The 26,698-nt window shown below is 66.9% G+C and carries 22 protein-coding genes; 10 read left to right on the forward strand and 12 right to left on the reverse strand.

The window, feature by feature from the left end; translation table 11 throughout:
• Nucleotides 1-26: 26 nt before the first annotated feature.
• The 10 genes from J2T07_RS00720 to J2T07_RS00765 all read left to right on the forward strand — a co-directional run bounded on the left by J2T07_RS00720 (nucleotide 27) and on the right by J2T07_RS00765 (nucleotide 11,855).
• Entirely contained in the window at nucleotides 27-1,559 is a 1,533-nt protein-coding gene (locus tag J2T07_RS00720) for an XrtA system polysaccharide chain length determinant (RefSeq protein WP_306846555.1), read from the forward strand.
• Between the two features lie 2 nt (nucleotides 1,560-1,561).
• Complete coding sequence (locus tag J2T07_RS00725; protein ID WP_306846557.1) at nucleotides 1,562-2,329, forward strand: polysaccharide biosynthesis protein; 768 nt, start codon at nucleotides 1,562-1,564, stop codon at nucleotides 2,327-2,329.
• A gap of 62 nt (nucleotides 2,330-2,391) precedes the next feature.
• Complete coding sequence (locus tag J2T07_RS00730; RefSeq protein ID WP_306846559.1) at nucleotides 2,392-3,750, forward strand: outer membrane beta-barrel protein; 1,359 nt, start codon at nucleotides 2,392-2,394, stop codon at nucleotides 3,748-3,750.
• 2 nt (nucleotides 3,751-3,752) lie between these two features.
• Entirely contained in the window at nucleotides 3,753-4,529 is a 777-nt protein-coding gene (locus J2T07_RS00735) for a serine aminopeptidase domain-containing protein (protein WP_306846561.1), read from the forward strand.
• Nucleotides 4,529-5,362 (forward strand): dienelactone hydrolase family protein, encoded by an 834-nt coding sequence (locus tag J2T07_RS00740; protein ID WP_306846564.1) that lies wholly within the window; start codon nucleotides 4,529-4,531, stop codon nucleotides 5,360-5,362. The genes J2T07_RS00735 and J2T07_RS00740 overlap by 1 nt, the downstream gene beginning before the upstream one ends.
• Complete coding sequence (galE, locus tag J2T07_RS00745; protein WP_306846566.1) at nucleotides 5,359-6,363, forward strand: UDP-glucose 4-epimerase GalE; 1,005 nt, start codon at nucleotides 5,359-5,361, stop codon at nucleotides 6,361-6,363. The genes J2T07_RS00740 and galE overlap by 4 nt, the downstream gene beginning before the upstream one ends.
• A 386-nt stretch (nucleotides 6,364-6,749) precedes the next feature.
• Complete coding sequence (locus J2T07_RS00750) at nucleotides 6,750-8,252, forward strand: hypothetical protein (RefSeq protein WP_306846568.1); 1,503 nt, start codon at nucleotides 6,750-6,752, stop codon at nucleotides 8,250-8,252.
• Entirely contained in the window at nucleotides 8,249-9,796 is a 1,548-nt protein-coding gene (locus J2T07_RS00755) for an oligosaccharide flippase family protein (RefSeq protein WP_306846570.1), read from the forward strand. The genes J2T07_RS00750 and J2T07_RS00755 overlap by 4 nt, the downstream gene beginning before the upstream one ends.
• Entirely contained in the window at nucleotides 9,793-10,926 is a 1,134-nt protein-coding gene (locus J2T07_RS00760; RefSeq protein WP_306846572.1) for a GNAT family N-acetyltransferase, read from the forward strand. Before J2T07_RS00755 ends, J2T07_RS00760 begins: the two co-directional genes overlap by 4 nt.
• A gap of 101 nt (nucleotides 10,927-11,027) precedes the next feature.
• Complete coding sequence (locus J2T07_RS00765; RefSeq protein ID WP_306846573.1) at nucleotides 11,028-11,855, forward strand: TIGR04325 family methyltransferase; 828 nt, start codon at nucleotides 11,028-11,030, stop codon at nucleotides 11,853-11,855.
• On the opposite strand, the gene J2T07_RS00770 is transcribed toward J2T07_RS00765, so the two are convergent.
• The 12 genes from J2T07_RS00770 to J2T07_RS00825 form a co-directional block, all read right to left on the reverse strand.
• Complete coding sequence (locus tag J2T07_RS00770) at nucleotides 11,819-14,917, reverse strand: efflux RND transporter permease subunit (RefSeq protein WP_306846575.1); 3,099 nt, start codon at nucleotides 14,915-14,917, stop codon at nucleotides 11,819-11,821. The genes J2T07_RS00765 and J2T07_RS00770 overlap by 37 nt on opposite strands.
• Nucleotides 14,917-16,014 (reverse strand): efflux RND transporter periplasmic adaptor subunit, encoded by a 1,098-nt coding sequence (locus J2T07_RS00775; RefSeq protein WP_306846578.1) that lies wholly within the window; start codon nucleotides 16,012-16,014, stop codon nucleotides 14,917-14,919. The genes J2T07_RS00770 and J2T07_RS00775 overlap by 1 nt, the downstream gene beginning before the upstream one ends.
• Entirely contained in the window at nucleotides 16,011-17,285 is a 1,275-nt protein-coding gene (locus J2T07_RS00780) for a TolC family protein (RefSeq protein WP_306846579.1), read from the reverse strand. Before J2T07_RS00780 ends, J2T07_RS00775 begins: the two co-directional genes overlap by 4 nt.
• 70 nt (nucleotides 17,286-17,355) lie before the next feature.
• Entirely contained in the window at nucleotides 17,356-17,724 is a 369-nt protein-coding gene (locus J2T07_RS00785) for a hypothetical protein (protein ID WP_306846580.1), read from the reverse strand.
• Between the two features lie 10 nt (nucleotides 17,725-17,734).
• Nucleotides 17,735-18,919 (reverse strand): hypothetical protein, encoded by a 1,185-nt coding sequence (locus J2T07_RS00790; RefSeq protein ID WP_306846582.1) that lies wholly within the window; start codon nucleotides 18,917-18,919, stop codon nucleotides 17,735-17,737.
• A complete protein-coding gene (locus J2T07_RS00795) occupies nucleotides 18,916-20,082 on the reverse strand; it encodes a glycosyltransferase family 4 protein (RefSeq protein ID WP_306846583.1) in 1,167 nt (388 codons plus the stop codon). The genes J2T07_RS00790 and J2T07_RS00795 overlap by 4 nt, the downstream gene beginning before the upstream one ends.
• Nucleotides 20,079-20,717 (reverse strand): polysaccharide deacetylase family protein, encoded by a 639-nt coding sequence (locus J2T07_RS00800; RefSeq protein ID WP_306846585.1) that lies wholly within the window; start codon nucleotides 20,715-20,717, stop codon nucleotides 20,079-20,081. Before J2T07_RS00800 ends, J2T07_RS00795 begins: the two co-directional genes overlap by 4 nt.
• Nucleotides 20,714-21,886: a glycosyltransferase family 4 protein gene (locus tag J2T07_RS00805; protein WP_306846587.1), complete on the reverse strand. Its 1,173-nt coding sequence runs from the start codon at nucleotides 21,884-21,886 to the stop codon at nucleotides 20,714-20,716. The genes J2T07_RS00800 and J2T07_RS00805 overlap by 4 nt, the downstream gene beginning before the upstream one ends.
• Nucleotides 21,883-23,001 (reverse strand): glycosyltransferase, encoded by a 1,119-nt coding sequence (locus tag J2T07_RS00810; protein ID WP_306846589.1) that lies wholly within the window; start codon nucleotides 22,999-23,001, stop codon nucleotides 21,883-21,885. The genes J2T07_RS00805 and J2T07_RS00810 overlap by 4 nt, the downstream gene beginning before the upstream one ends.
• A complete protein-coding gene (locus tag J2T07_RS00815; RefSeq protein WP_306846591.1) occupies nucleotides 22,998-24,353 on the reverse strand; it encodes a phenylacetate--CoA ligase family protein in 1,356 nt (451 codons plus the stop codon). The genes J2T07_RS00810 and J2T07_RS00815 overlap by 4 nt, the downstream gene beginning before the upstream one ends.
• On the reverse strand, nucleotides 24,350-25,612 hold the full coding sequence (locus J2T07_RS00820; RefSeq protein WP_306846593.1) for an O-antigen ligase family protein: 1,263 nt from the start codon (nucleotides 25,610-25,612) through the stop codon (nucleotides 24,350-24,352). The genes J2T07_RS00815 and J2T07_RS00820 overlap by 4 nt, the downstream gene beginning before the upstream one ends.
• Nucleotides 25,600-26,697 (reverse strand): polysaccharide deacetylase family protein, encoded by a 1,098-nt coding sequence (locus J2T07_RS00825; RefSeq protein WP_306846594.1) that lies wholly within the window; start codon nucleotides 26,695-26,697, stop codon nucleotides 25,600-25,602. Before J2T07_RS00825 ends, J2T07_RS00820 begins: the two co-directional genes overlap by 13 nt.
• Between the last annotated feature and the right edge of the window lies 1 nt (nucleotide 26,698).

Here is a 26,698-nt window from a genome sequence, read left to right on the forward strand (position 1 = left end):
CGCCACGGCGGGTGCTAGGGGTACATATGAGCGGGGAACTCGTTCCTTTCGCGGGCATGCTGCCTGCACTGATCGGCGAAGCGCGCAGGCGGCGCGTCGTCATGGGCTTCGCCTTCGCGGTCATCGCGCTGGCGGCCCTCGGCGTCGGCTCCATCTGGCCGAAGAAGTACGAGGCATCGACCACGATCCTCGCCCAGGAGGCGAGCATCATCACGCCCCTGATGGAAGGCGCGGCGACCGCCACCGGTAACAAGAACCGTGCCGGCATCGCCCGCGACGTGATCTTCAGCAGGAAGGTGCTCGACCAGGTGCTGGAGACCGGCGGCTGGCTCGCCTCGAACCCGTCGCCGCTGGAGCGGGACAAGATCGTCGACGGCATCAAATCGCGCACGAAGCTGGTCAACAATCGCGACAACCTGATCACGATCAGCTATTTCGATTCCGATCCGAAGCGCGCATTCGAAGTCACCCGCGCGTTCGGCCAACTGTTCATCAGCGAAAGCCTGGCCTCGAAGCAACGCGAGAGCCGCGAAGCCTACGAGTTCATCAATAGCCAGGTCGAGGCGTACCGGACGAAGCTCACCGACGCGGAAGACAAATTGAAAGCGTACCGGGACGCCAATGCGGACGCGCGCCCCGGTAGCGAGACCGACACCAACACGCGGATCAGCCAGCTGCGCACGCAGATCGAAAACAACCGCATGGACTACATGCAGAGGCAGTCGCAGGCGGCCGTGCTGTCCGCGCAACTCAATGGGGAATCCGAGGTCAACGCCGTGCAGACGGTCGGGGGCATCTACCAGACTCAACTGGCCGACTTGCAAGGGCAGCTGGACAAGCTGCGCTTGAACTACACCGAGGATTACCCGGACGTGATCCGCTTGCGTCACCAGATCGAAGACGTGCGCCGGCAAGCGCAGACCGCGGACGCGCAGCGCGCCTCCGGTGGCGCCATCCCGCTCGACCATGCCGTGACGATGAATCCCGTCTACCAACAGATGCGCCTGCAGCTCGCCGCCGTTCGTGGTGACGCGGCGGCCAGCGCCGCACGGGTCGGTGCCAGCGAGGCGATGCTCCAGGCCGAACTGGAGCGCAGCAAGCGCATCGCCAATTCCGAAAACGTGACCGCCGAGCTTACCCGTGACTACACGGTCAACCGCGACGTCTACCAGGACCTGCTGAAGCGCCGCGAGAATGCACGCGTTTCGATGAACCTCGATGCCGAACAGCGCGGCCTGACCTTCATGGTGCAGAACCCCGCGATGATGCCCCTGGTGCCGTCCGGCCTGCGCTTCATGCACTTTGGCCTCGCAGGGCTGGCGCTGTCGCTGGCGATCCCGCTCGGCCTGCTGTTCGCGGTGGCGCGGTTCGATCCGCGCGTCCGGTCGGTCGCCCAGCTCGAACAGGCGACGGGCTTCCCGGTGCTTGCCGCGATTCCGTTCTACCCGACCCCGCGCGATCGTCGCCGCGAGCATCTGCACAACATGATGCTGGCGTTGACCATCGTCGGCGTCGCCGCCGTGTACCTCGTGGTGTTCTGGCTGAGGATGAAGGGCTGACAATGAACAAGATGGCCGCTGACAATATCGAGATGGGCGACATGGTTGTCGACCACGACGGCGAAACCCGCACGTCGCCCGGACATTCCATCGCGCGGATGCGCGAAGAGGGCGGCGCCCTGGCGCCGATCGACTGCGAGCGCAAGCGCCTGATCCATCGTGAGGAGTCGGTCCGCCAACAGTCCGATGCGTTCCGCGGCATCCGCACGCGGCTGCTGGAGATGGCTGGCGAGCACAACTTCGTGACCCTGGTGGTTTCCGTGAGTCCGCGTTCGGGCGGCAGCTTCGTGGCACGGAACCTGGCCACCGCCTTCGCTTTCGACGAATCCAAGACCAGCCTCCTGGTGGATTGCAACCTTCGTTACCCCAACCAGCACAAAGCCTTCGGCGTGGAACCGCGTACCGGAGGGCTGATCGATTTCCTGGAGCATCCCTCGCGCGGCATCGCGTCGATCATGTACCACACCGGGGTTCCGCGCCTGCGCCTCATACCCGCTGGCAAGTCGCGCGAGAACAGCGGTGAGTACTTCTCCTCTTTCCGCATGCGCGCGGTGCTCGATTCGCTGCGCTGCCGCTATTCGGACCGGTACCTGTTCCTCGATGGCCCCCCGATCAAGGGTTCGCCGGATGCCCGGATTCTTTCGGACCTGGCGGATTTCGTCGTGATCGTCGCCGGTTACGGTCGCGATACGCCGGCGACGATCAACCAGGCCGTCGCCAACTTCGACCCGGCGAAACTCGCCGGCGTGGTGTTCAACCAATCGCCGTGAGCGCGGCACCCTGGCACGCGGCCGGCAGGCGTCGTGCGCCAACAGGGGTAAAGGGAGGGAATATGCCGGCACCGTCCAGGCTCGCCCGCGCCATCGTGCTCGCGCTCGTGTCGGCACCCGGCGTGGTGCTGGCCGGTACGCTCGACTACACGCTCTATGCAGGATTGGAGCACAGCAACAATATCGCCCTCTCGTCGGAGCGGCCCGTCAGCGAGAACGTACTGACCCCGGGCGGCACCTTCCAGTTCACCCAGATGGGCTCGACGTTCCAGGCAAATGTGGCCGGCACCTTCGAGTACCGCAAGTACCTGGGCAACCATTTCGATTCGCAGGCGCAAACCCAGCTGGCCGGGCAGGGCAACTGGACGATCGCACCGGACCGTCTCGATTTCTCGGTGGAGGACTATGCCGGCGTGCAGCCGGTCGACCAGCTATCGAGCAACTCCCCGGACAACCAGCAACAGACCAACGTACTGGTGCTCGGGCCGACCCTGCGCATGCGCTTCGGGGATGCCGCCCGCGGCCAGTTCGAGCTGCGCTACATCAACAGCTACGCGTCGAAGGTGGACGACTTCGATTCCTCGCGCGGCCTCGCCGCGTTCCGTGTCTACCGCGATCTCAGCCCTACCGACCAGTTGTCGGGCAATGTCGAGTTCCAGCGCGTGGACTTCACCAACCAGCCCAGCGAGGCGAACTACGACCGGAAGGAAGCCTTCGTCCGCTATACCAGCACGCTGGCGCGTTTCGACGTCGACGTGCTGGCGGGTGGCACTCGCCTCGAATTCGACGATGGTTCCAGCAAGTCGGCGCCGCTGGCCCGTCTCAGCCTCGGCTGGCGGCCCAGCGCACGCAATACCGTGTCCGTCACCGGTGCCTACCAATACGCCGATGCGGCGCAGGACATCATCACCACGCCCGGCGTGTACGACGCCACGGTGGCCGATCGCGTCGAGGCATTCGATCCGTTCGCCGCCACGGGCGGCCTGGGCCGCGGCAACGGCACGGGTGTGGGCGTGGGCAGCGCGGTGATCGGTTCGCAGGTCTACAAGGAGAAGCGGCTGGAGGCCACGTGGAACTGGCGTTCGGAACGCATCGTGCTGACCGTGTCCCCTTCCTTCAACAAGCTGCGCTATATCGGCGATCCCACCTTCGACCAGACCGACAAGGGGGTCAGCATAGGCGTGGGTTACAGGATCCGCCCCACGCTGACCCTCACCGGCTACGCCACGGGAAGCCGCCTCACCTACGACAGCCTCGAGCGCAAGGACACCACGGTGCGCTTGGGCCTCGATCTTGGCCAGCAGGTGAACCGGCACTGGAGCTGGCATGTTTCCGTGTCCCGGGAGCGGCGTAACAGCGATGCCGTGGGCCAGGACTATCGAGAGACCCAGTTCTTCGTCGGCGTGGTCTACCGGAGATGACCATGCGAACCGACGCCGAGATCCCTTTCTACTTCGGTCCCGCCGGCGATCTCTTCGGCATGTACCACGCACCCGCCCCGCCGGCGCGCCGCGCGTTGCTGATGTGCCCACCGCTGGGACAGGACCTGATCCGTTGCCATCGTCTCTATCGGCAGCTGGCGCAGGCGCTCGCCGCGCAGGGGCTGGCCGTGTTGCGCTTCGACTACTACGGCACGGGTGATTCCGCGGGTGGCAGCGCCGAGGTGGATTGGGAACGTTGCGTCGCCGATGCGGGGGTCGCCTCCAACGAACTGCGCGCGCGTGCGGGCATCGACCGCGTGGTGGCCTTCGGTGCGCGCCTGGGCGGCAGCGTGGCGCTCGCTGCCGCGGAACGTGCGCGTTTCGCCGAAGTGATCGCCTGGGATCCCGTGCTGGATGGCGGCGATTATGTTTCCGCGCTCGATGATTTGCAGGTGGCGCTGCGTGACGATACCGAACGCTTCACCCGTCCACGCAGCGACGCCGACATCGCCGAGCAATGGTTGGGCTTCGACATCGGCGACCACCTGCGCCGGCAGCTGTCCGCGCTGCACCTGCATGCCGCGAACGTGCCCACCCTGGTGCTCGATTCGTTGCCTGCGGCGCCGGCATCACGCTGGGAGCGCATCGTCTCGCCGCGTGGCGCGGTCGCTTCGATCACCCCGCCCACCCCATGGAATGACTTGCGCCGGCTGGAAAGCGCGATCCTGTCGCAGCCGCTGATCCAGGCCGTCAGCGGCCGTCTGAAGGAGACCGCGTGATGCGCGAGGAAGCCCACCGGTTCGGCCGCGGATGCCATCTCGTCGGCATCGCCGGCGTACCTGCGGCGGCGACCGGTGAAACCGGCGTCATCGTGGTGAACGCGGGCCTGGTTCATCGCATCGGCCCCTTCCGCCTGCATGTCGAACTGACCCGGCAGCTCAATGCCAGCGGCTATCCCACGCTGCGCTTCGACCTGTCCACGCTGGGCGACAGTGCCGCCACCGGAGGTGGCCAGACACGGACCCAGCAGGTGTGCGCCGATCTGGACGACGCGATGAGCCTGCTCAAGGCCCGCGCCGGCTGCGAGCGCTTCGTGCTGGTGGGGTTGTGTTCGGGCGCCCAGAACGCTCACATCGTCGCCGCCACCGATCCGCGGGTGTCCGGCGCGGTTTTCCTCGACGGGTACGCGTACCGGACGATCGGCTACAAACTGCGTCATTACCTGCCGCGCATCGTCGATCCCGGCCGCTGGGCCCGCTTGCTACTGCGGCGCGGTGGCGCGAACGGTGGCGGCAAGCCGGTCTCCGAGCCGGTGTTCGCGGTGGCACCCGCACCGCGCGAGGAAGTCATCGCCGATTTCACCGGCATGGTGGCCCGGGGCATGAAGCTGTACCTGGTCTATTCGGGCGGCATCAGCAATTACTTCAACCACGCGCGGCAGTTCCGCGAGTGCTTCGGCAAGGTGATGAGCCACCCGGCGGTGACCACGCGGTACTCCGCCGAGTCCGATCACACCTACATCCTCACCGGCGACCGTGCCCGTCTGCTCGACGGCATCGGCGGCTGGCTCACGCAGAATTTCCCGCCGGCCGCGGCCGGGAGGCATCCATGAACTCGGTCCTGGTCACGGGTGGCGCCGGTTACATCGGTAGCCACACGGTGCAACAGCTGGTCGAACGCGGCGATCGTGTCGTGGTGATCGACAACCTCTCGACCGGCTTCCGCGAGGCGGTCCGCGGCGCGTCCTTCGTGGAGGGCAACGTCGGCGACGCCGACCTGGTGGCACGCGTGCTCGAGGCGCATCGCGTGGATGCCGTGTTGCACTTCGCCGCGCACACGGTCGTTCCCGAATCGATGAGCGACCCGCTCAAGTACTACGCCAACAACACGGGTAATACGCGGAGTCTGCTTGCATGCTGCGCACAGGCGCGCGTGGACAAGTTCATCTTCTCCTCCACCGCGGCCGTCTACGGAACGACCGAGGCGGGCATCGCCGACGAGGACACACCCACCCAGCCGATCAATCCCTACGGCCGGTCGAAGCTGATGTCCGAGACGATGCTGCGTGACTGGTGCGCCACCGGGGCGATGCGCCATGTGATCCTCCGCTACTTCAACGTAGCCGGTTGCGATCCCCAGGGCCGGATCGGTCACTCGACGCCGGAGGCCACGCTGCTGATCAAGGTGGCCTGCGAACATGCGGTCGGGAAGCGGCCCTGCGTGGCGATCTATGGCACGGACTACGACACCCCGGATGGTACGGGCGTGCGCGATTTCATCCATGTGGAAGACCTGGCGGCGGCGCATCTGCGCGCACTGGATCACCTGCGCGAAGGCGGCGCGTCACTTACCCTCAACTGCGGCTACGGCCATGGATATAGCGTGCGCGAAGTCATTCACGCCGTGGCCCGTGCGGCGGGCCATCCCCTGAACGTGCTGGAATTGCCGCGCCGTCCGGGCGATATCCCGCAGCTGATCGCGCGCAGCGACAGGTTGCGCCGCGAGCTCGGCTGGGAACCCTGCTACGACGACCTCGACGTCATCGTCCGCACCGCTTTGTCATGGGAATACCGGTTGGCTGGCAGCGCCTTGCCCACCGCGTCCGTGGCATGAGCGTCCGTTGTCACGTGTCGCTGCGCGAGCGCAGGCGCGCGTCGCGCCGCCTCGATGTATCGCTGCCACCGTCATCGGTGCTTCCGCGCCATGTGCTCTGGATACTTGGCGTGTTCCTGGGATTGGCTGCCGCTTTTCTCCCGGTGAGAGCGACCAGCTCTTCTGTGGGAGCCGCTTCAGCGGCGATGGGTGCTTGCGTCACGCTGGCCCGCTGCCGCGGGATCGCCGCTGAAGCGGCTCCCACAAGAGCTTGCACTGAAGGATCCTCGAGGGCATCCGAAAGGGCGTCCTCAAGGGCTTCCGCAGGGGCTTCCGCAGAGGCTTCCGCAGGGGCTTCGAGAAGGGATTCCACCAAGGCTTCCACGGAAGCCATTCGAAGGATCGAGGTGCATCGGCTGGCGGGACGTGGCGACGATTTGCCGGTGACCGTGGGAATTCCGTTCCCGCCGCGCCTGCTGCGCGATCCGAGGCAGGTTCGTATCGTCGACGGCGACGGCCGCGAGATTCCCGCCGCCGTCGCTTCCACCCTTGCCTGGCATTTCCGCGACGGCAGCGTGCGTGCCGTACGCGTGCAATTCCACGCGGCACCCGGCATCTACTATTTCACACTCGACACCTCGCGCAAGGCGGACATCGGCGGCTGGCCGTATGCCAGCGGCCTCGTCGACGGCCGGCTCGCCGCTATCGCGACGTTGACGCCGGAATGGCTCACCGCTTCGCTCATCGCCGGGCCGCAGTCCGTGGCGGCGGCCGATGAGCCCTACGCCCGCTATGTCGACGGCCAGTTCCGCTGGGCGTCCGCGCTGCCGACGAAGGATACGACGGCATGGCTGTTCGACCGGCCGTCGACCTTGTTCAAGGCCTATGTGCGCACGGGCAGGGCGGATTACCTCGAAGCGGCCGAGATGAGCTACCGCTGGTACATGGCCGGGATCAAGCGGGATGGCATGCCGGTGAGCCCATCCTGTGGCGGGGGTTGGCTCCCCGACGGCAAGCCGTGCGACGTGAAATACGTGTATATCGAGCCGGTGCTGCTCGCCGTGGCGCTCACGGGCGACGACTCCATGCACGATGCGGCGACCGTGGCGAAAATGGCCGGGTTGTGGGACAGCGGCGGCTGGAACGGTGCGCCGGGGCCATACCGGCATCCGGAAGACTATTTCACCGAACGCCTCGCCGGCCTCGGACTGGTCGAGACAGTGGCGGCCTATGAACTCACCGGCGACGCGCGTTTCCGGCAGCGCATCGACGCGCGCGTGGGCTGGCTGCACGATCACCAGCGGATGAATCCGGATGGTCTGGGCGACGACGGCTCATGGCGCAACAGCTGGAACGTGCATGAAAACGATCCGCACGGCGGTGGCGACGTACGCGGCGCCTCGCCGTGGATGAGCGAGAACATCGTCGACGGCCTGTGGCACGCGTGGCTGGTCACGGCCGACCCGCGCATCCCTGGCATGCTCACCGATTTCGGACGCTACCTGGAGCGATACGGCTGGATCGATCCGCAACGGCTCGTGCCGCCGCACGACTGGCGCAACGATTGCTCCGGTCCACACGGACAGATCGCATGGTATTGGTCGTCGTCGCAGGCCAAAGCCGATGCGTTGATGAAGATCCAGGATACCGAGGGCTGGTACAGCGATGGCCACACGGTCGAACTCGGCTTGCCGGTGGCGGCCGCGTGGTATTTCGAGACGGATCCTGCGAAAGCCGCCGCCTTGAAGAAGCGCTTCCAGGCGATCGCCGCGTCGTACAGCCCTGCGTGCGCGGCGATATCGGACACCTTGCGCCGCTTCAACTGGAACAACCGTGGCGCCGGCGTGGCGCAGTGGATGATGGCGCAACCCGCCGGCGCCGGCATGCGACAACGGACGACATCGCCATGAATCGCCGCGTCGCCGTCCTGCGCAGCATCGGCATCGTCACGGTGTCCACGTACATCGAGTACGCGCTCGGCTTGCTCATGAGCGTGTGGATCGCCCGCTCGCTGGGTCCGTCCGACTTCGGCCGTTATGCCTTCACCGTGTGGTTGTGCGGTTGGCTGATCGTCTGCTCCAACCACGCGCTGACCACCTCGTCGACGAAGTTCATCGCCGAGGCCGACGGCATGGGCGATGCATCGCTCGCGTCGCATCTGGCCGCGCGTTTCTCGCACATCCAGACCTACAGCTCGTTGGCGGTCATCCTCCTGTTCGTCCTGATCGGGTGGTTGTTCCGTCCGTCCGAATGGGACCACTCCCTGTTGCCGATCATGGCCTTGGTCGTCGTGGCCGTGGTCGCGAAAGCCAACTACGCCATGCTCGTCGCCATCGGCAAGGGTCAGGAGCGCTTCGAGCCGGAAGCCGTAGCCACCGTGGCCGCCGGCATCGTCGGCATGCTGCTCGTCCTAGGGGCGATGATCGTGCACGCGGACCTCGTGTCCTTCGTGGCGCTGTTCGCGGTGGCGTGCCTGCTGCTGAACCTGATCAACCGCATGGCCTATCGTCGCTGCTGCCGCCCCTACGCGCCGGGCCCGATCCCGCCGGACGTGAACACACGGGTGAATCGCCACCTCCGCCTCACCGCGGCCCTGGTCCTGATGGGATCGTTCCGCGTCGGCACGATCGAGGTGTTCCTGCTCAATGCCTTCGCCGGGTCGGTCGCGGTGGGCTATTTCGCGATCGCCGGGACGCTCACCCGCGGCGCCGTGCAGTTGTTCTCGGTGGGGCTCACGTCCACCTTGCTGCCGTACATGGCCAAGACCTATGGCGAGAGCGGAACAGCGCGCGCCGCGCGTTTCCTTTCCGAAGCCACGCGCTTCTACTGGGCCGTCGGCATCGCCATCGCCGGGCTGGGTCTCGTCACCACGCCGGAGATCGTCCGGCTGATGTACGGCAACCGCTACGTCGATGCGATTCCCGCCATCGAGGCCACCCTGGTGCTGGGCGGCCTGTTGCTCATCGGTAACGGCATCGCGGCCTTCCAGACAGTGGTCGACCGGCAGGACGACCGCATTCGCATCGCCGTCGTCGCGCTGACCGCCAATGCCGTGCTCGGCGCCGCGTTGATTCCGCCGCTCGGCCTGGCCGGAGCTGTCGTCACCTATGCCAGTACGCGCATCGTCGAAATGGCACTGGCGATCCACTACCTGCGCAAGGCGACCAGCGGCGCCCTGCCGGTGGCGGCCATGTCGCGCCTGTTCGCGGTGGGTTTGGTCGCCACGCTCGCCGCCTGGGGAGCCACCGCCGCCACGCCGTCGCGACTCGGCTTCCTGGTTGGCGCGGCCGTGTTCATGGCCCTGTACCTGCCAGGCAGCATGCTCGTTCGCTATTGGACCGGCGACGACCTCAACCTGATGACGGGTATCAGCCGTCGCCTCGGACCGCCCGGACGGTTGCTGATCCGGGGGCTCCAGTTCGTCCAACCTTCCTCGGCGAAGGCCAGCCCATGAGTTACGTCTGTTCCACCTTGCATACCCTGGACGCCCTTCGCGGCCTGCGCGATGAACTGGCGCGCGTCGCGGAACAGCCGGGCGCGGCTAGCGGCATCGTGCAACACCCGGACTGGATCGAGTACGAGGTGGTCAGCCGTCACGACGGCACCGTGCCGCACGTGATCGTCGTACGCGATGCGGAGGGCAGGGTGGCGGGCTACGCGCCGCTGCTGGCCATCGATCACACGGCGCGGCTCGACCTCGCGGGGCGGCGGTTGCAGCTCTATCGCGGCGCGGCCCTGCGCATGCTGGGTGCCGGCGTCGTCGCGAACGAAGGGGAGCGTTCCGCCGTGGAACTGCTGGTGTCCCGGCAGATCGCCCATGACCCGGGTATCCGTGTCGTCCGCATCCAGGAAGCGGACCTGCCCAATCGCTTCGCCGCCTCGTTGTCGCATGGCGGTGGCTTTCGTACCGTGGTGGCTCACCTGCTCGACCAGGTGCACTGGTCGGTCGACCCGCAGCCATCCTCCGAAACATGGCTTGCCGCCATGGACAAGAAGAAGCGTGCCGACCTCGTGCAGAGGGTCGGCCGCGCCTACCGCAAGCTCGGCGGTGACGCGGCGCTGCGCGTGTTCGATCGCGGAGAAGACATGGCCGAGTACGGCCGCCTCATGAACGAGCTGTATCCGAGGACCTGGCATCACGCCGACCTGCCGATCGACTGGGAGGCCCCCGAACGTGTCGCGCTATTCCAACGCCTCGCCGAGGCGGGCCAGCTGATCGGCCATGTGGTGGTCCGTGACGGACGGCCGCTGGCGTATGTGCACGGCTATCGCATCGCGGGCACGTATCTCGTCGACGATCTCGGCTACGACGAGGAGGTCGCGAAGATCGGCATCGGGTCGGTGGCCGTGTTCCAGGCGGTACGTGGGTTGCTCGACCGCTTCCCCGGCGAGCGGATCAGCTTCGGCTACGGCGACAACCAGTACAAACGGCTGCTGTCGACGCGAGCGGAGCCGTGCGGGTCGCTCTACGTGGTGCGTGCCACCCGTGCCACCGCCGGATTTCACATGTATGCGCCGCTTCGCTGGCTGTACCGCGGCTTGCACCGCGTGCGTTCGGACATGCAGGCCCGCCGCCAGGGTTGATCTCCCCAGCCTCTTGGCCGGATGGACTAGGCCTCTGGACGATGGGCAGGACGGACATTGAGGCGCAGGCTTAGGGTCGCAGGATCCGCCCAGAGGTGCTCATGAACACGCAAGTCGACTCCCGGCCGTACCAGGAGGCGACGGCAAGGTTGCCGTTGATCCGTTCCTTTCTCGAAGCGCGATACACACGGACGTTCTTCGCGCACCGGGCACTGACCCACCATCTGTATCGTGGCGTGTTCCCCACGTTCGACGAAGCCCAGGCCAGCATTCCCGCGGCCAACACCAGCGGCTACGACAATACCGATTCGGCCGAACTCTACCGTGAGCGGACCCGACGGATCTTCATCAACGACTATCCGATGATGTACTGGCTCGGCCGCTTCTTCGCCGACGGCGCGCGTACCGTGTTCGACATCGGCGGACACATCGGCATCGCCTATTACGCTTATCAGAAATACCTTGCCTACCCGGCGGGTCTGCGCTGGACGGTGATGGACGTGCCGGCCGTGAATGCCGCGGGCGAGCGGTGGGCGAAGGAGCATGACCCGGCCGGACGCCTGCATTTCGCCGGGGACTTGGCGAAGGCATCCGGGGTGGATGTGCTTTTCGCGGCGGGCTCGTTGCAGTACCTGCGTTACTCGCTGGTCGAGGCGTTGCAGGCGATGGAGCGGCGGCCACGCTTCCTTCTGCTCAACTCCGTGCCCGTCCACATGCGTGAGTCGTACTTCACCGTGCAGAACATCGGCACCGCCTGCTGTCCCTACCGTGTGACCGCCGAGCGCGAATTCCTCGGCGGACTCTCGTCGCTCGGTTACGAATTGCAGGACCGCTGGGAGAATCCGCAACGGTCCTGCATGATTCCATTCCATCCGGAGCGTTCGCTGGACCGCTACTTCGGCTTCGCTTTCCGCTCCATCCAGTCGTAGACGACCGGCAGCAGCACCAGGGTCAGCAGGGTGGAGGTAACGAGGCCGCCCACGACCACCGTCGCCAGTGGCCGTTGCGTCTCCGCCCCCACGCCGCTGGACAGCAGCATGGGCACGAGGCCGAGGATCGCGACGCTCGCGGTCATCAACACCGGCCGCAAGCGCAGGGACGTGCCACGCAGCACGGCGTCGCGTACGTCGAGTCCCGCGGCGCGCTGCGCATCGAGGAAGCTCACCAGCACGATCCCGTTCAGCATCGCCACGCCGAAGACGGCGATGAAGCCGATCGCCGAAGGTACCGAGATGTACTGGCCGGTGATGTACAGACCGAAGATCCCGCCGATGATCGCGAAGGGCACGTTGGCCAGGATCAGGCTCGCGCGGCGCAGTGAATTGAAGGCGGTGTAGAGCAATACGAAGATGAGGAAGATGGTCGCCGGGACGATCAGGGCGAGGCGTCGGAGCGCCCGCTGCTGGTTCTCGAAGGCGCCGCCCCATGCGGTGTAGTAGCCGGTGGGAAGGGTGACCGACGCGCCCATGCGTTCGTTCGCCTCGCGGACGAAGCCGTCGATGTCGCGCCCGCGTACGTCCATGGCGATCACGGCGTAACGCTGCAAGGCCTCCCGGCGGATGAACGAATACCCTTCCGCCGTGGTCACCTTCGCCACCTGGCCGAGCTGGACCAGGGCGCCGGACGGCGCCCGGATCGGAATCCGCCCGATCGCGACAGGCGACGCCCTGCTGGCATCGTCCAGGCGTATCGCGATGTCGAAGCGGCGCACGCCTTCGAGCAGGGTGCCCACCGCTTCGCCGCCGATGCCGTTGCGCACCACGGTGAGCACGTCGTCCGCGTTGAGGCCGTACCGGGCCAGGGCGTCACGGTCCACCTCGATGCGCAGTTGCGGCTTGCCCATGTTGGCCTCGAGCGCGAGATCCGCCACACCGGGTATGCGAGCCAGCACGTCCTTCATGCGCGAGGCCAGCCTGTCGAGTTCGCCCAGGTCGTCGCCGTAGATCTTCAGCGCCAGCGTGGCGCGCACGCCGGAGATCAACTCCTCCACACGCATCTGGATCGGCTGGGTGTAGCTCACCACCGCGGTGGGCAGGAGCGCGCCGAGGTCGTCCTGCATGGCTTGTTCGATCGACTCCAGGGTCTGTCCGGCGCGCCACTGCGATCTGGGTTTCAGCGGCGTATAGACCTCCATGTAGTTCACGTCCGCCGTCTCGCCTTTCTCGGCGCGCCCGATCATCGCCAGCGTGGTTTCCACTTCGGGGAAACGGTTCCTGATCCGCTCGGCGACGCGCTTCGATATGCCGATCGATTCTTCCAGCGAGGCCGACGGAATCGAGGTGATCCGCCACATGATCGCGCCCTCGCGCAGGTTGGGCATGAATTCCTTGCCCAGGAAGGGAAACAGGGCGAGCGCCGCCAGGAGGGCGGTCCCCGCGAGACCGATCACGATCGGCCGGTGTGCGAGCGACCAGCGCAGCACGCGCGCATAGCCGCGTTTCAGCCAGGCGACCAGGCGGGTGTCCTTTTCCTCGCCGGGCTTGAGCAGCAGAGCCGCCAGGACGGGAATGAGCGTGAGCGCGAGGACCAGGGACCCCGCCATGGCGAAGCCGATGTTGTAGGCCATGGGCCTGAACATCTTGCCTTCCAGCCCCTGCAGGCCGAAGAGCGGCAGGAACACCACGATGATGATGAGGATGGCGAAGGCGATCGGCGTGGCGACCTCGCGCGCCGCGTCGCGCACGGCCGCCGTGCGGTCCTCCGGTTCGCCGCGCGCCTTGCGCTCGGCCATGAGGCGGAACGCGTTCTCGACCATCACCACGGCGCCGTCCACCATCATGCCGATGCCGATCGCCAGTCCGGCGAGCGACATCAGGTTCGCGGAAAGCCCGACCTGTGCCATGCAGATCACGGCGATCAGCAGGGCCAGCGGCAAGGTCGCGACGACGATCAGGGCGCTGCGCAGCTCGCCCAGGAAGAGGAACAACACCACGGCGACGAGGATCGATCCCTCCACCAAGGCGCGCGTCGCGGTACCGACGGCAGCGTCGACGAGGTCGCTGCGCTCGTAGACCGGACGGACGACGACGCCCTCCGGCAGGGCCCGCGTCAGTGTCGCCAGCTTCGCCTTCACGGCGTCGACCACGTTGCGCGCGTTTTCGTCGATGCGGGCCAGCGCCTGTCCCATGACCACCTCCTTGCCGTCGCGGGTCACCGCTCCGGTCCGGGGTGCTCCGGCTTCGACGACGGTCGCCACGTCGCGCAGGTAGACCGGGGTGCCATCCGTGGCTTTAAGGACGATGCCGCCGATATCGGCGGCATGCCGCACCAGGCCGAGGCCGCGCACGAGGTATTGTTCGCGGCCGGCATCGACGACGTTGCCCCCGACCTGGGCATTGTTCGCTTCCACCGCCTGCATGACGTCCTTGATGCCGAGCCCGTGGGCGAAGAGCCGGATCGGATCGACGCGCACCTGGTACTGCTTCTCCTGCCCACCCCAGGACGTGACGTCGTCCACGCCGGGAGCGGTGCGCAACACCAGGCGCAATGTCCAGTCCTGCAGGCTGCGCAGGTCCATGTCGGAGGGCGCCTTGGCTGTCGCCTCGCCTTTGCGCTCGACGGTGTACCAGAACACCTGTCCGAGCCCCGAGGTGTTCGGCCCCATCTCGGGCTTGCCATAGCCCGCGGGAAGCCGGTCGCCCACCTGTTGCAGGCGCTCGTTCACGAGCTGGCGTGCGAAGTAGATGTCCGTGCCGTCGTCGAAGTACACCGAGACATACGACAGGCCGAACAGGCTCACCGACCGGATGTCCTCGACGCCGGGCAGTCCGGCAAGCGCCGATTCGACGGGCGTGCTGAGCAGCCGCTCCACATCCTCGGCGGCGAGGCCGGCGGCCTCGGTGTAGACATTGACCTGTACCGGCGTCACGTCGGGAAACGCGTCGATGGGCAAGCCACCGGTGGCCCGGATGCCGAGCAGGGCCACGACGGCGAACGCGATCAGCACGAGTGGCTTGTATTGCAGCGAGAGTGCGACGAGGCGTTGCAACATCACTCTTCCCCCAGCTGCGAGCGCAGGAGCCTTGCCTTCAGTGCGAAGGCGCCCTTGCTCACATAGACGTCGCCGGCACGCAGCCCTTGCCGGATCGGGGTCCAGCCATTGACGGTCGCGTCCGTTTCCACGGGAACGGCGTCGAACCGGCCGGCCGCGCCCCGGCGTACGAAGACGGTGGGCTGATCTTGCAGAAGCAGTACGGCTTCCGACGGCACCGCCAGCCGCTGGGTGGGAAGGCCGATGGCGATACGGCTTTCCACCAGCTCGCCGGGATGCAGCAGGTCGTCGCGGTTGTCGACCTGGATGCGTACGGCCACCGTGCGCGTCGTCTCGTCGGTCTGGTGCGAGCGCTGGAGCACCTTGCCCGGAAGCTCCGTACCGTGGGCGCCCACGGTCACGGCATCTCCTTGTTTTACGCCCTTCGCCACGGCGGGAGGCAGCCGTGCCTCGACCCAGATGGAATCCTCGGTCACCAGGGTGAACAAGGTTTGCCCGGGTTCCACGCGCTGGCCGACGAGGAAGTCGTCGGTGGTGATCCGCCCGGCGCGTGGTGCCAACAATTCGAAGCGGCCATCGGCGGCTGACGAACCACGCTTGATCACGCGCGCGATCTGGCCCTCCGAGAGGCCGAACGCGCGCAGTTTCGCCCGGGCCTGGTCGCGGGCCACCAGCGCTTCGTTGTAGCGCCGGGCGGACACGGCCTGGGGGCCGAGTGCCGAGACGCGTTGCCAATCCTGGCTGGCGACGAGCAGTTGTCCCTGCGTCTCGGCCACCTCCACGCCGGAGAGCTCGACCAACGGCGTGCCGGCGGCCACCACGTCGCCCAGCTTCGCCCGACGTGCGATGACTTGTGCCGCGATGCGCGGGGAAACCAGCACCGTGGAATATGCATCCACCTTCACTTCACCGGGTGCGACGATCAGGTCGTTCATCGCGCGGGGGCGCAGGGTGTCGACGACGATACCGGCTTCCTTGACGGCGGCCTCGTCGAGGGCGAGCGGATCGTCGCGCGTCTCGGTGCGTGCCTGGGCATGACCGGGTACGATCGCCAGGAGAGTGAGTACGAGGATGAGTCGACGGAGTTGAGCGTTCATCGGGCGGTATCCAGCGGAGCGCCGTCGATCCAGTCGTCGAGACGGCCGGCGGCGGCGAGGTAGTCGAACCAGGCTTGCCAGGCCTGGCTTTCGAGGGCGAGACCGGACAACGCGGTATCGAGGCTTTGCTTCAGCTGCACGAGGTAATCGGAGGTGCCGATCTCCCCGGCTTGCCACAGCCGTTCCAGCAAGGCGGTACGCTCGTCGAGCGCGCTTGCGCGGCTTCCACGGAAAGCACGGGCGGCGGTGAGCAAGGCGCCGTATGTGGCCTCCTGCTGTCGAAGCGCGGCCTGTGAACGCAGCAACACGGCACGACGGTTGGCGCTGGCCGCGTCCGCCTCCGCGTGTGCCGCCGCGATCTCGGCTCGTCCCGTGTTCAGTACGGGCAGCGGAATCGATACGCTCAGTCCGAAGACGCGATCGCTGCGAGCGCCATCGCGCACGTGTCCGCCGGTGAGGCTCAAGGTCGGATCGGGGCGGCGGGCGCGTTCCACGACGACGACGCCGGCTTCCGCTCGCTCCTGCCCCGCACGCGCTTCGACCATCTCGGGCCGAATGTCCGCCGGGAGCGGCGCGACCGCGGCCGGCTCGGGTGGCAAGGCGGTGGGAAAGGGTGGCAGTGTCGACGCCGCATCCACGTCTACAGCCTCTAACGCGGCGTGCGCCATCGCTTCCTGCCCGGCGAGCGATGCCTGTTGGATCTGCGCTTCGCCCAGTGCCAAGGCTGCGAGGTCGCGTTCCGTACTGCCGATGTCGCCGACCGCGAGCCGCTGCGCGGCGAGCCGGTCGAAACGTTGCATCAGGTCCACGCGTTGCCGGCCCAGGCCGCTTTGCCGCGCGGCCAGCCGCGTGGCGCACCAGGCTTTCAGCCACTGTATTGCCACGTCGCGCCGCTCGAGCGCGTAGCCAGCCTCGCTTACGCGCAAGGCCGCGTCGCCTTCGGCCGCGCGTGCGCGGCGTTTGCCACCGAGGTCGAGTGCGAGGCTTGCTCCGGCCGTACGCCGATCGACGTCCGCGTTCTCGCCTTCGAATGTCAGCGAGGGGTTGTATACCGGCTGCGCGGCGGCACGGGCGTTGGCCAGCGCGGCACGCCGGACGGCATCGGCCGACTGGATGCGTGGATGGTTTGCCAGCACCCGGTGCACAGCGTCACGTACGGCGGGCGGGGCGGAAAAGTTGGCCGGTAATGCGGCAAGCGCCTGCGGGGCGAATGCACACAGGGACAACCACAGGCACACGGCGCCACGGGGCGCGGTACGCGGGGAAAACATGGGTGGATCTCCTGGAGTCGGACACGAATCGACACGGCCGCTCAGGCGGCCGGTGCCGGGCAGTCGGATGTCAGGCGATCGGGGGGCGCAAGGGAGAGCGAGTGAAGGCCGGCGGCGCCATGACGGGCAGCGCGGGGTGTACGCGGGAGACCAGCGAGGGAACGATCACGCTGGCGATGCTCGTCGGCAACGCCACCGCGTGGGCACACGTGCAATGGCAACCCTTGCCTTCGTCGAGCACGCAGAGGTCGCCGTCGCCGAGCGTCGTGTCCGAAACGGCGGTGGCGCCCGCGGCATCGCCGGAGAACGCGACACGTGGGCCGTCGAGCACGCAGAAGGTCGACATCGCGACCTTGAACAGCAGTACCGCGAGCGCGAGCATCCACACGCCGCGATGGCGGCGCAGGTGGGTGAACAGGCGTGGCGTAGTGCGGCGCATGGCCGCGATCCTAAAGGACCGCGGCAGTGTTAGACAATTCCACCTCGGTGCCGTGCGGTCTGGCCAGCTCGAAATCGCGATACGCGCCGGGGTCGCCGGCCATGCCGGCTTCGGCGGCCTTCGCGATGTTGTACATCTCGCGCGCCGTTACGTAGTGCAGCACGTGTCGCTTGCCGTCGTTGTAGGCGGATTCGAGGTAGGCGTGCATGTCGTCGACCGGCTTGCCCAGCAACGTGTCCATGTCGCCTTCCTGCGTGCCGTGCGTGTGAACCTTGATGAATACCCATTCCGGCCGTCCCTCGACATGGATGCCGGTCCGAACCCACTGGTCCACGCGGGACGGCGTGGGCGGGCAGCCGCGACGGATATCCGAATTCTCGATGCGTGGAACGATGCCGAAGCGACGGTTCTTCCAGTTGAGGCCGAGCACACCCTGGATGATCAGGAGGTCGCCTGACGGCTTGCCGCCCACCCGCATGGGAACGCCGGTATCGTGTGACTTGCACTTATGCGGGTCGTCTGTCGCGTAGTAGATCGCGTTCGACATGCGTGTCTGCGTGTCGCTGGGCGCGGAGGGCAGGGTGAAGTCGGCATAGCAACCCAGCTCGCGCAGCAGGATGAGTTCGTTGTCGATGCCGCACCAGCGGCCGTCGGCGCGCGAGTTGTCCAGGCACCAGTTGCCGTGGATGAAAGCGAAGCGAAGCTGTCCGGTGACCGGATCGCGTGGCAGCGCACCGTGCTTCTCGTGCAGAAGCCGGTTGAAGCGGTCCATCGTGGCGACGAAGTTTTCCGGCGTGTCGTTGTCGTGATGCAGGTGGATCTCGATTTCACCGTAGCCGTCGGCGCAGAGCGCGGCGATCTTGTCCAGGTGCTCCTCGACGTATTCCTCTTCGGGATAGAAGAAGCTGTGCTGGGGTACGCGCCCGTCGGCGTCACGGTGGCGCGATGCCATGGCCCGGTACTCGTCGCACCAGCGGTCGACACGGCGGCGCTGGGTATCCATGTCGACGCGGCCCCAGTTCGGCTCGAAATGGTCGACGAAGCAGAACAGTACGTGCACGGGGCCCTCGACCTTCGGCGGCGCGCGCCGGGTCAGGTATCCCCACAGCCAGTACTGCATGTTGCGCGCGCGGATCGCCGCGGTCACCGCGATGGCGACGAGCAGGATGAAGGCGAGAAGAACGATGGCGATCACGCGGATGCTCCGGTCGGGACCAGGGTGAGCAACTGCTCGGCATTGTTGCGCCACTGCCGCTCGCTGGCGATATAGGCTCGTGCGGCATGGCCGACACGTTTGCGCTCGTCGGCACGCTGGGCCAGTTCGAGCACGCGTTCGACGCAAGCCGTCGCATCGCCGCGCGGGAACAACCAGCCGGTATGGCCGTCGACGATCACTTCCGCCACCGGCGCGTAGTCCGGCGCGACCACCGCCACGCCCATGCCCATGAACTCGAACAACTTCATGGGGGAGCCATAATGATTGGAATTCGGCAGCACGGCGTAGTCCATGCAGGCGATCCAGCTGGCCACCTCCTCGTGCGGGACACGGCCCGGCAGGAGCACGCGATCGGAAAGCCCTCGCGCCGCGATCAGTTCGCGCACCGCCGGCAAGGTCTTGCCGTCGCCGACGAAGACCAGGGCGAGATCGGGTACGCCGTCGAGGCGATTGGCGATGGCCTCGACGAAGCTGTCCATGCCGTGCCAGTGGGCGAATGCCCCGATGTGGCCGCAGACGGTGCGGCCGGTGAGCCCGCGCTCGGCGCGCAGGCGGTCGCGATCGAAACGGGCGGGATCGAAGCGGGGCAGGTCCACGGCATTGGGGGACACGACGGAGGGAGCGATATCGCCATACGCCTGCCCGGCGATATCGCGAAAGTAGCTGGAGATGAAGACGAGACCGGTGGCGTTGCGCAGGCACCAGCCTTCGATCCGGCGTGCCAGGGCTTTCATCGTCAGCGGGCGCACGCGATCGACCAGGGCGGAATCGTTGATCTCGAGCACCAGCGGAATACCGCGCTGGCGCGCCAGCCAGACGGTGGCGAAGAGGAACAGCGAATAGCGTTCGTAGATGAGTTCCGGCGCGGCGTGGCGCCATGCCCGGCCCATGCGCAGGAGGGTGACCGCGTTGTAGAGCAGTTCGAAGGCCTCGAAGACGATCCCGGGAAGCCGTGTCACCAGGCCGGCGATCCTCCCGCGGCCGGACGAGGCCGCGGTATCGGTTTCCCTTTCAGGATCGGCGCCCGGAAACGACATCACGTCCACGTGGTGGTCCAGTTCGCGGAGTGCGCCCACGATGCCGCGGATATGCACGCCTTCGACATGGCGGCCACGCGTGCGGTGATGATAGAGGATCCTCACGACGCGGTTCCCGGCAGGGCGGCGAAGCGCATGCCCTCGCCGAGCCACTCCGGCAGGAGCACGTCCAGTGCCAGGGCCGCCTTGTCGCTGTCGTCGTGCATGAGCACGATATCGCCGGCGGCTGGCGGATCGCCGCGCAGACGCGCGATCAGCGCTTCCGTCGGCCTGTCCTGGTAGTCGAGGCTGTCGTATGACCAGTAGACGAAGCTGCGCTTGTGCCGGACGAAGTGCGCGAGCAGCGGCGCGCCCACATAGCCATGTGGCGGGCGCATGCGGTGGTGCGGACGGTCGTCGAACAGGCGCAGCAGCGCATCGGTGCGATGCACCTCGTCGAGCTGCCTGGCCAGGGTCATGTTACGGAAGGACCAATGGCTGTACGAGTGGTTGCCGACCATGTGTCCTTCATCCACGATCCGCTGGACGATGTCCGGATGCCGTTCGATCTTTTCGCCTACCAGGAAGAAGCTGGCCTTCACTCCATGCTTGGCCAGGGTATCGAGAAGCCGCGGCGTGTAGCCGGGCTCCGGACCGTCGTCGAAGCTGAGGTAGCGCAGCGCCGAGTCGCGCGTGCGGGTCAGCACGAGGTTCTCCGGCAGCAATCCGAGCAGGTCGTGCTTCTTGAGTTTCCAGTTCATGCGTTGGCGCCAAGGTGGGCGGGGGCTTCGGCGGCGACACGGCCGAGCACGCGCTCGAGCCGGTCGATATTCTCGTCCCAGCGGAAAGTCGCGGCGTGCGCCGCGATGGCGGCGGGATCGAAATGACGCTCGAACACCTCCACCAGCGCCGTTCCGAGTTCATGGGGCTGGTGTGGCGGCACGAGGATGCCCGCGTGGTGGGGCACCACTTCGGGAATGCCGCCGACCGCGGTCGCGACGATCGGCGTGCCGCATGCCATCGCCTCGAGGATCACGTTCGGCACGCCTTCGTTGTGGCTGGGCAGGCAAAGCACGTTCGCGGCCTGGAACCAGTCCGCCAGCGCGGCGTGATCCACCGCACCTTCGAAATGCACGGCCGGTGCGCAGCACAGGGAAGCCGCGCGGTCCTCGAGGTTGGCACGGCTCGCGCCTTCGCCCACGTAGACCAGGCGCGCGTCGTGGTGCCGTTTCGCGAGGATGGGAAACGCCTCGATCAGGTCGTGACAGCCCTTGGTCGCCTTGAGATTGCCCACGTAGAGCACGATCGGTACCTCGGGCGGCAGGCCGAGGCGCAGCCGTGCGGCGGCCCTGTCGCCGCGGTGGAAGATGCGCGTGTCGACGCCGTTGTAAATCGTCTCCACGCCCTCGGGGCGCGCACCGAGTTCGATGGCCTTGCGCGCGAGTGCCTTGCTCACCGTGATCACGGCGCCCGCGCCACGCAGGGCGGATCTGATCTGCGGCCGGCGCAGGCGCGCGGCGGCCTGCATGTTGAGGTCGCTGCCGTGCACCTTGACGACGTAGGGGATGCCGAGCAGGCGCGCCACCCAGGCTCCACCTGCCGCGTCCGGATATGCCCAGCTTGCCAGGATCACGTCGTAGCGGGCACGGCGCAGGTCGCGGCCGCGCTGCCACATCACGCAAGCGAAGAAGCAGAGCGCGTTGAGGAAACGGCCGATGCCGGGCGGGTGGTAGAACGTGAAGTGGTCACGCCGGATGCCGGGGACGTCCACCGTGCCCTTCACTCCGCCCATGCGCTCGCGGAAATCGACGGCCGTGAGCACGTCCACCTCGTGGCGCTCCGCCAGGCGCTGGAATTGCTGCCGGTTGAACGTGCCACGGCGGGGATCCCATGGCGTGGGAAAGAGATTGGTGAGCACCAGGATCTTCATGACGCATGCTCCATGTCGCCGAAGTAGAGCCGGCCATAGCGCGCGGCCATGGCTTCCATCGATCCGTGCGCCTCCACCCAGGCACGCGCCGCGAGGCCCAGCGTGGAGGCACGCTGCGTCGCATGCAACAGGTCGAGGATGGCCGCGGCCAGCGCCGACGGATCGCACGGCGGTACCAGGTGCCCGGTGGTCCCATCGTGCACGATCTCCGCATTGCCGCCCACGTCGGTCGCGACGATGGGCAGGCCGGCGGCGCAGGCTTCCAGGAGGGCCATGGAATAGCCTTCGGTCACCGAGGAGAGCGCGAACAGGTCGAAACCCTGGAGCAGGTCGCGCACGTCGTTGCGATCTCCCAGGAAGTGCACGCAACCGGCCACGCCTTCGTCGAAGGCGGCGGCGCGCAAGGTCTCGCGCAACTCCCCGTCGCCGACCAGGACCAGCGCGGTATCCGGCCGGGTATGGCGGACGATGCGGAAGGCGCGGATCAGGCTCATCTGGTCCTTGGCCCAGTTCAGCCGACCCACGCTTCCGATGATGCGGGTGCCACGCGGTACCCGGATCAATCGGGTGAGACGTTCGTGCATGATGTCGGAGGCGATGTCGAAGCCGTCGAGCACGATGCCATTCGGCACCACGCAGGTCTTCGCCGCCGGCGCGATGCCGCGCCTTACCGCATCCACGCGCGCGGCTTCGCAGACGGCGACGACGGCATCGGTGGCCTTGAGCGCGCGGCGGAAAAGCCATTCGCGGCGACCAGGCTTCCTTTGCGCGCCCATGCCGTGGCGGGTGTTCACCACCTGGCGGATACCCATGCCCGCGCTGGCGAGCACCGCCTGGTAATGCGCCACGGCGTTATGCGTGTGCAGCACCTCGGTGTGGTGCGCGGCCAGCAGTTGACGCGCGCGGCCAAGGGCGCGCAGGTCGAAACCGGTGCGCTTATGGCAGGCGGCGACGGGAATGCCCAGTGAGTCCAGCTCACCCGCCAGCGAACCGCGCTCGAACAGGCACACCACCTGCACCTTGTGGCCTTGCCGATGCTGTTCCTTGACCAGGTCCAGGACCATGCGTTCGAGGCCGCCGCGATTGAGGTTCTCGACGAAGTGGGTGATGTTCACGAGGCCAGCTCCGAAACGGTGACACGCAGCTTTCCACTGCGGGTCAGCGGGATGTCGTCGACGAAGTGGCAGTGCAGTTCGGCGCTGTCACCCAGCACCTTGCCCACTTCGCGGCGAATGTAGTCGAGCGAGGCATCGTCGAATCCACGGCCTCGCACGATCGATAGGTCGAGCCGGTCGAGCCGTCGCTGGACGAGCTGGAAGCGTGCGAGCCCCGGGACGTCCTTGAGCATGTGCGGGAAGAATTCGCCCGGAAGGATGTGGCCGGCGGGAGTCCGTATGGCGTCGAGCTTGCGGCCGTCGACCGAGGCAAGCATGGGCAGGCCCCGGCCACAGGCGCATGTGGAGGTGGCGTACGTGGCCATGTCGCCGTTGACATAGCGGATGAATGGCATGCCGTAATTGAACAGGTCGGTGATGGCGACCTCGCCGCTTCCGCCGACGGCCGGCATGCCTTCGTGGTCGAGTGTCTCGACCACGAGGTGGTCCGCGTTCACGTGCAGGCCCTGGCGATGCTCGCATTCGGAAGCGATCAGCATGAATTCCCGACAGCCGTAGGTGTTGTAGGCGGGTGCGCCGAAGGCCCTCTCGATGAGGTCGCGTTGGAACGGATGCAGGGCTTCGGCGGCGCCGATGACGGAGACCGGGCGCGCCACCTGGCGATTGTTCGCCAGCAGCCATTCGGCCAGGCGGACAAGCGGCCCGACATAGCCGACGACGACCTCCGGACGGTAGGCGTCGATGGCGTCGGCGTAACCGGCCATGTTCGACTCGTTCATGTGGAAACTGTCGAGCAGCTTGCGTGCGAACACGGCGTTGTAGACGCGGTCCTTCAAGCGGTGCATCGCGCTGGGATTGCCGACGGCGCCACCCCAGAGGAACAGCGTCCGGCGGCCCATCCGCGAACCGGCCCAGCCGTAGCCGCGCCACATCACGGCCACGCGGCGGTCGTTGCTTTCGCGGGTGAACCCGAAACGCAGCGGTTCGCCCGTGGAGCCGCCGGTGGCCTTGTAGCCCAGCGATGCCTTCAGCGGCGTGGCCTTGATTTCGTCGGCGTTGTCGCGGATATCCGCCTTGGTCAATACGGGGAGCCTTGCATAGTCGTCCATGTCACGGATGTCCCGCGGCACGATGCCCAGCGCGTCCCAGCGACGCCTGTAGTACGGCACCTCGCGATAGCACCAGTCGAGCAGGCGTTTCAGCCGCTGGAACTGCAGGGCCTGCACTTCCTCGGGGGCCAGCCACTGGTCCCGCTCGTAGCGGCGCATGTACGTGGGCGTGTCGCGACGACGCAGGCCGCCTTCGTATGCGGGCCAGACGATGCGGCGAAAGGCGGTCTCGTAGAGATTCATACGGTTCGCAGGAGCACGGCGACGAGGACGAACAAGGCGAAGACGCTGCATGCCCCCGCGGGCAGCCAACGCCATCCTCCGTTGGAGAGCCGGAACATCGGCAGGGTCGGCCAGCGACGGCGCGCACCCACGTAGTAGCCGGCGACCATGGCGGCGATCAGGTAAAGCACCACCATGTAGCTGCGGCTGAGGAAGAACGCCGCCGCGAACAGGCCACACAGGGAAAGCAGAAGGGTCAGAGCCATCTGCCGCTCCGCGGCCCATTCGGCCTCGACTGTGGGATCGGCACCGGTGGGGCCATGGTGGCGGACGATCGTCAGCATCATCCAGAAGCCGTAGCCGACGAAGGCGAGCCAGAGCACGAAGCCGATGAAGCCGGTCTCCGCCAGCACGAGCACGAACGAGTTGTGCGCGGTCAGGTCGTTGTACTCGGTGAAATTGCCCGGGCCGACGCCGAACGCGGGATGCTCGCGGAACATCTCCAGGCCGGAGTACCAGGCGTCCACGCGACCCGCGGCCGACTCCTCGCCGGCATCCAGTTCTTCCATCCGCGAGGAGAGTAGCTTCATCGCGGCAAGTCCGACGACGCCGATCGCGCCCGCGACAAGGGCTCCCTTGCGGTACCAGACATAGCAACCGGCGACGACCAGCACCGCCAGCATGGCGCCGCGCGAGTTGGTGAGATAAGTGCCATAGAGCAGGAGCAGGGCCGCCCCGAGCCAGACCGGGCGCATCGCGCCGGCGCCGCGTCTGCCAAGGAACACCGCCATGGGCAGGGTCGCCGCGAACAGGAGGCCGAGATCGTTCGGATCGTTGAAGATGCCCACGTACTGGATGCGCCCGCCTTCGCTCAACGGCGTGCCTGTCCAGCCCACGCCGGTGCTCGCCTGCTCGACGCCGTGCAGTGCGAGCACCGTTGCACAAGCCACGAACACGCCCATGGCGATGCGCACCCGCTTCTGCGTGCCGCACGCGGCACCGAAGACGAAGAAGGCGATCACCACCGGACCGAAGCGGGCCAGTTCGTCGAGCGCGCCGCCGGCCCAGCCGTTGCTCATCTGCGAGATCATCAGGATCAGCAGGAAGGCGGGCAGGATCACGAACTGCGGTGCTTCGAAGGTCTTCGACCGCGATGCCAGCCACATGGCGAAGGCCATCAGCAACACCACCGGGAGGATGGGCACGGTCTCCAGGCCGGCTATGTAGTCCTGGGGACGGATGATGGTAAGTACGACGTAGAGGAGGATCAGGGGGAACATGGTTGTTCCCTCGGTCCGGCCGCCTGGTGGGCGGGGGTGGGATAGCTCATCAGTTGCGGCAAGGCGAGCATCGCGGCGAACCAGCCGGGGCCCATGTTGCTTTCCACCGGCAGACGGTAGAGCGAGTAACGGTTCTCGCTGGGTTCCGCGTTGGTTCCACAGACGTAGCTGCAGGCGAGCTGGAATCCGGCATGGCGGGTAGCCGAGATCACGTCGTCGTTATAGGCGCGGTCGCCACCCACCGGATAGGACATCAGCACGGCGGGATTGCGCAGTTCGCGGTCCAGCGTGGCCTTGGATGCGCGGATCTCGCGTTCCATCTCTTCGCGCGGAAGACGTGCGAGCATGCGGTGGTGCACGCCGTGCGAACCGAATTCGAACCCGGCCGCCTCCATTTCGCGTGCCTGGTCCCAGGTCATGGGGCGGCAGTCGACGGGGCGGGCGGTCGCCGAAGGCATGTCCCACTCCACTTCGAGCCTCTCGATCATCGCGCTCTGCGCGAACGCGTCGAGCCATTTCATGCGCAGGAGCACGTTGCCGGCGATGCGGCGACGCGCCGACCGGTCAGGTGGCAGCACCACGTCGATCGACAGTTCCGGAAGGACGAGCCGCGCCGCCGTCGTGAGCAGGATCATGTGCACCAGCCAGTCGTACGCATACGGACGGCCCGTGTCGATGTGTCCGGTGGAGACGAAGAACGTCGCCGGCACGCCGACCTCGTCCAGGATCGGGGCGGCGATCCGGTAGTTGTCGTCATAGCCGTCATCGAAGGTCACCGCCACGGTGTCCGGCGGCAAGGCCTCGCCCGCGTCGAGGGCAGCCACGATGTCGGTCAGCCGCATCGGCCGGAAGTATTTCCTGATACGCATCATCTGCTCGCGGAACTCGGCGGGCGGCGTGCTGATGAGTTCGAGGTCGAAGCCGAACGTGTCCGGGTCCGGCAGCGGCATCACGCGGTGGTAGGCGAGGATGCGCAAGTCGCGTTGCCACCACGCGCGCACACGTTGCAGCGAATGCAGCAGGCCGCTGGAATAGCACAACTCGCCGAGCCGGCCACGAATACCGGGAGCTCCGCGCGGGGGCATG

This window comes from Luteibacter jiangsuensis (assembly GCF_030812295.1).
GTDB classification, from domain to species: Bacteria; Pseudomonadota; Gammaproteobacteria; order Xanthomonadales; family Rhodanobacteraceae; genus Luteibacter; species Luteibacter jiangsuensis_A.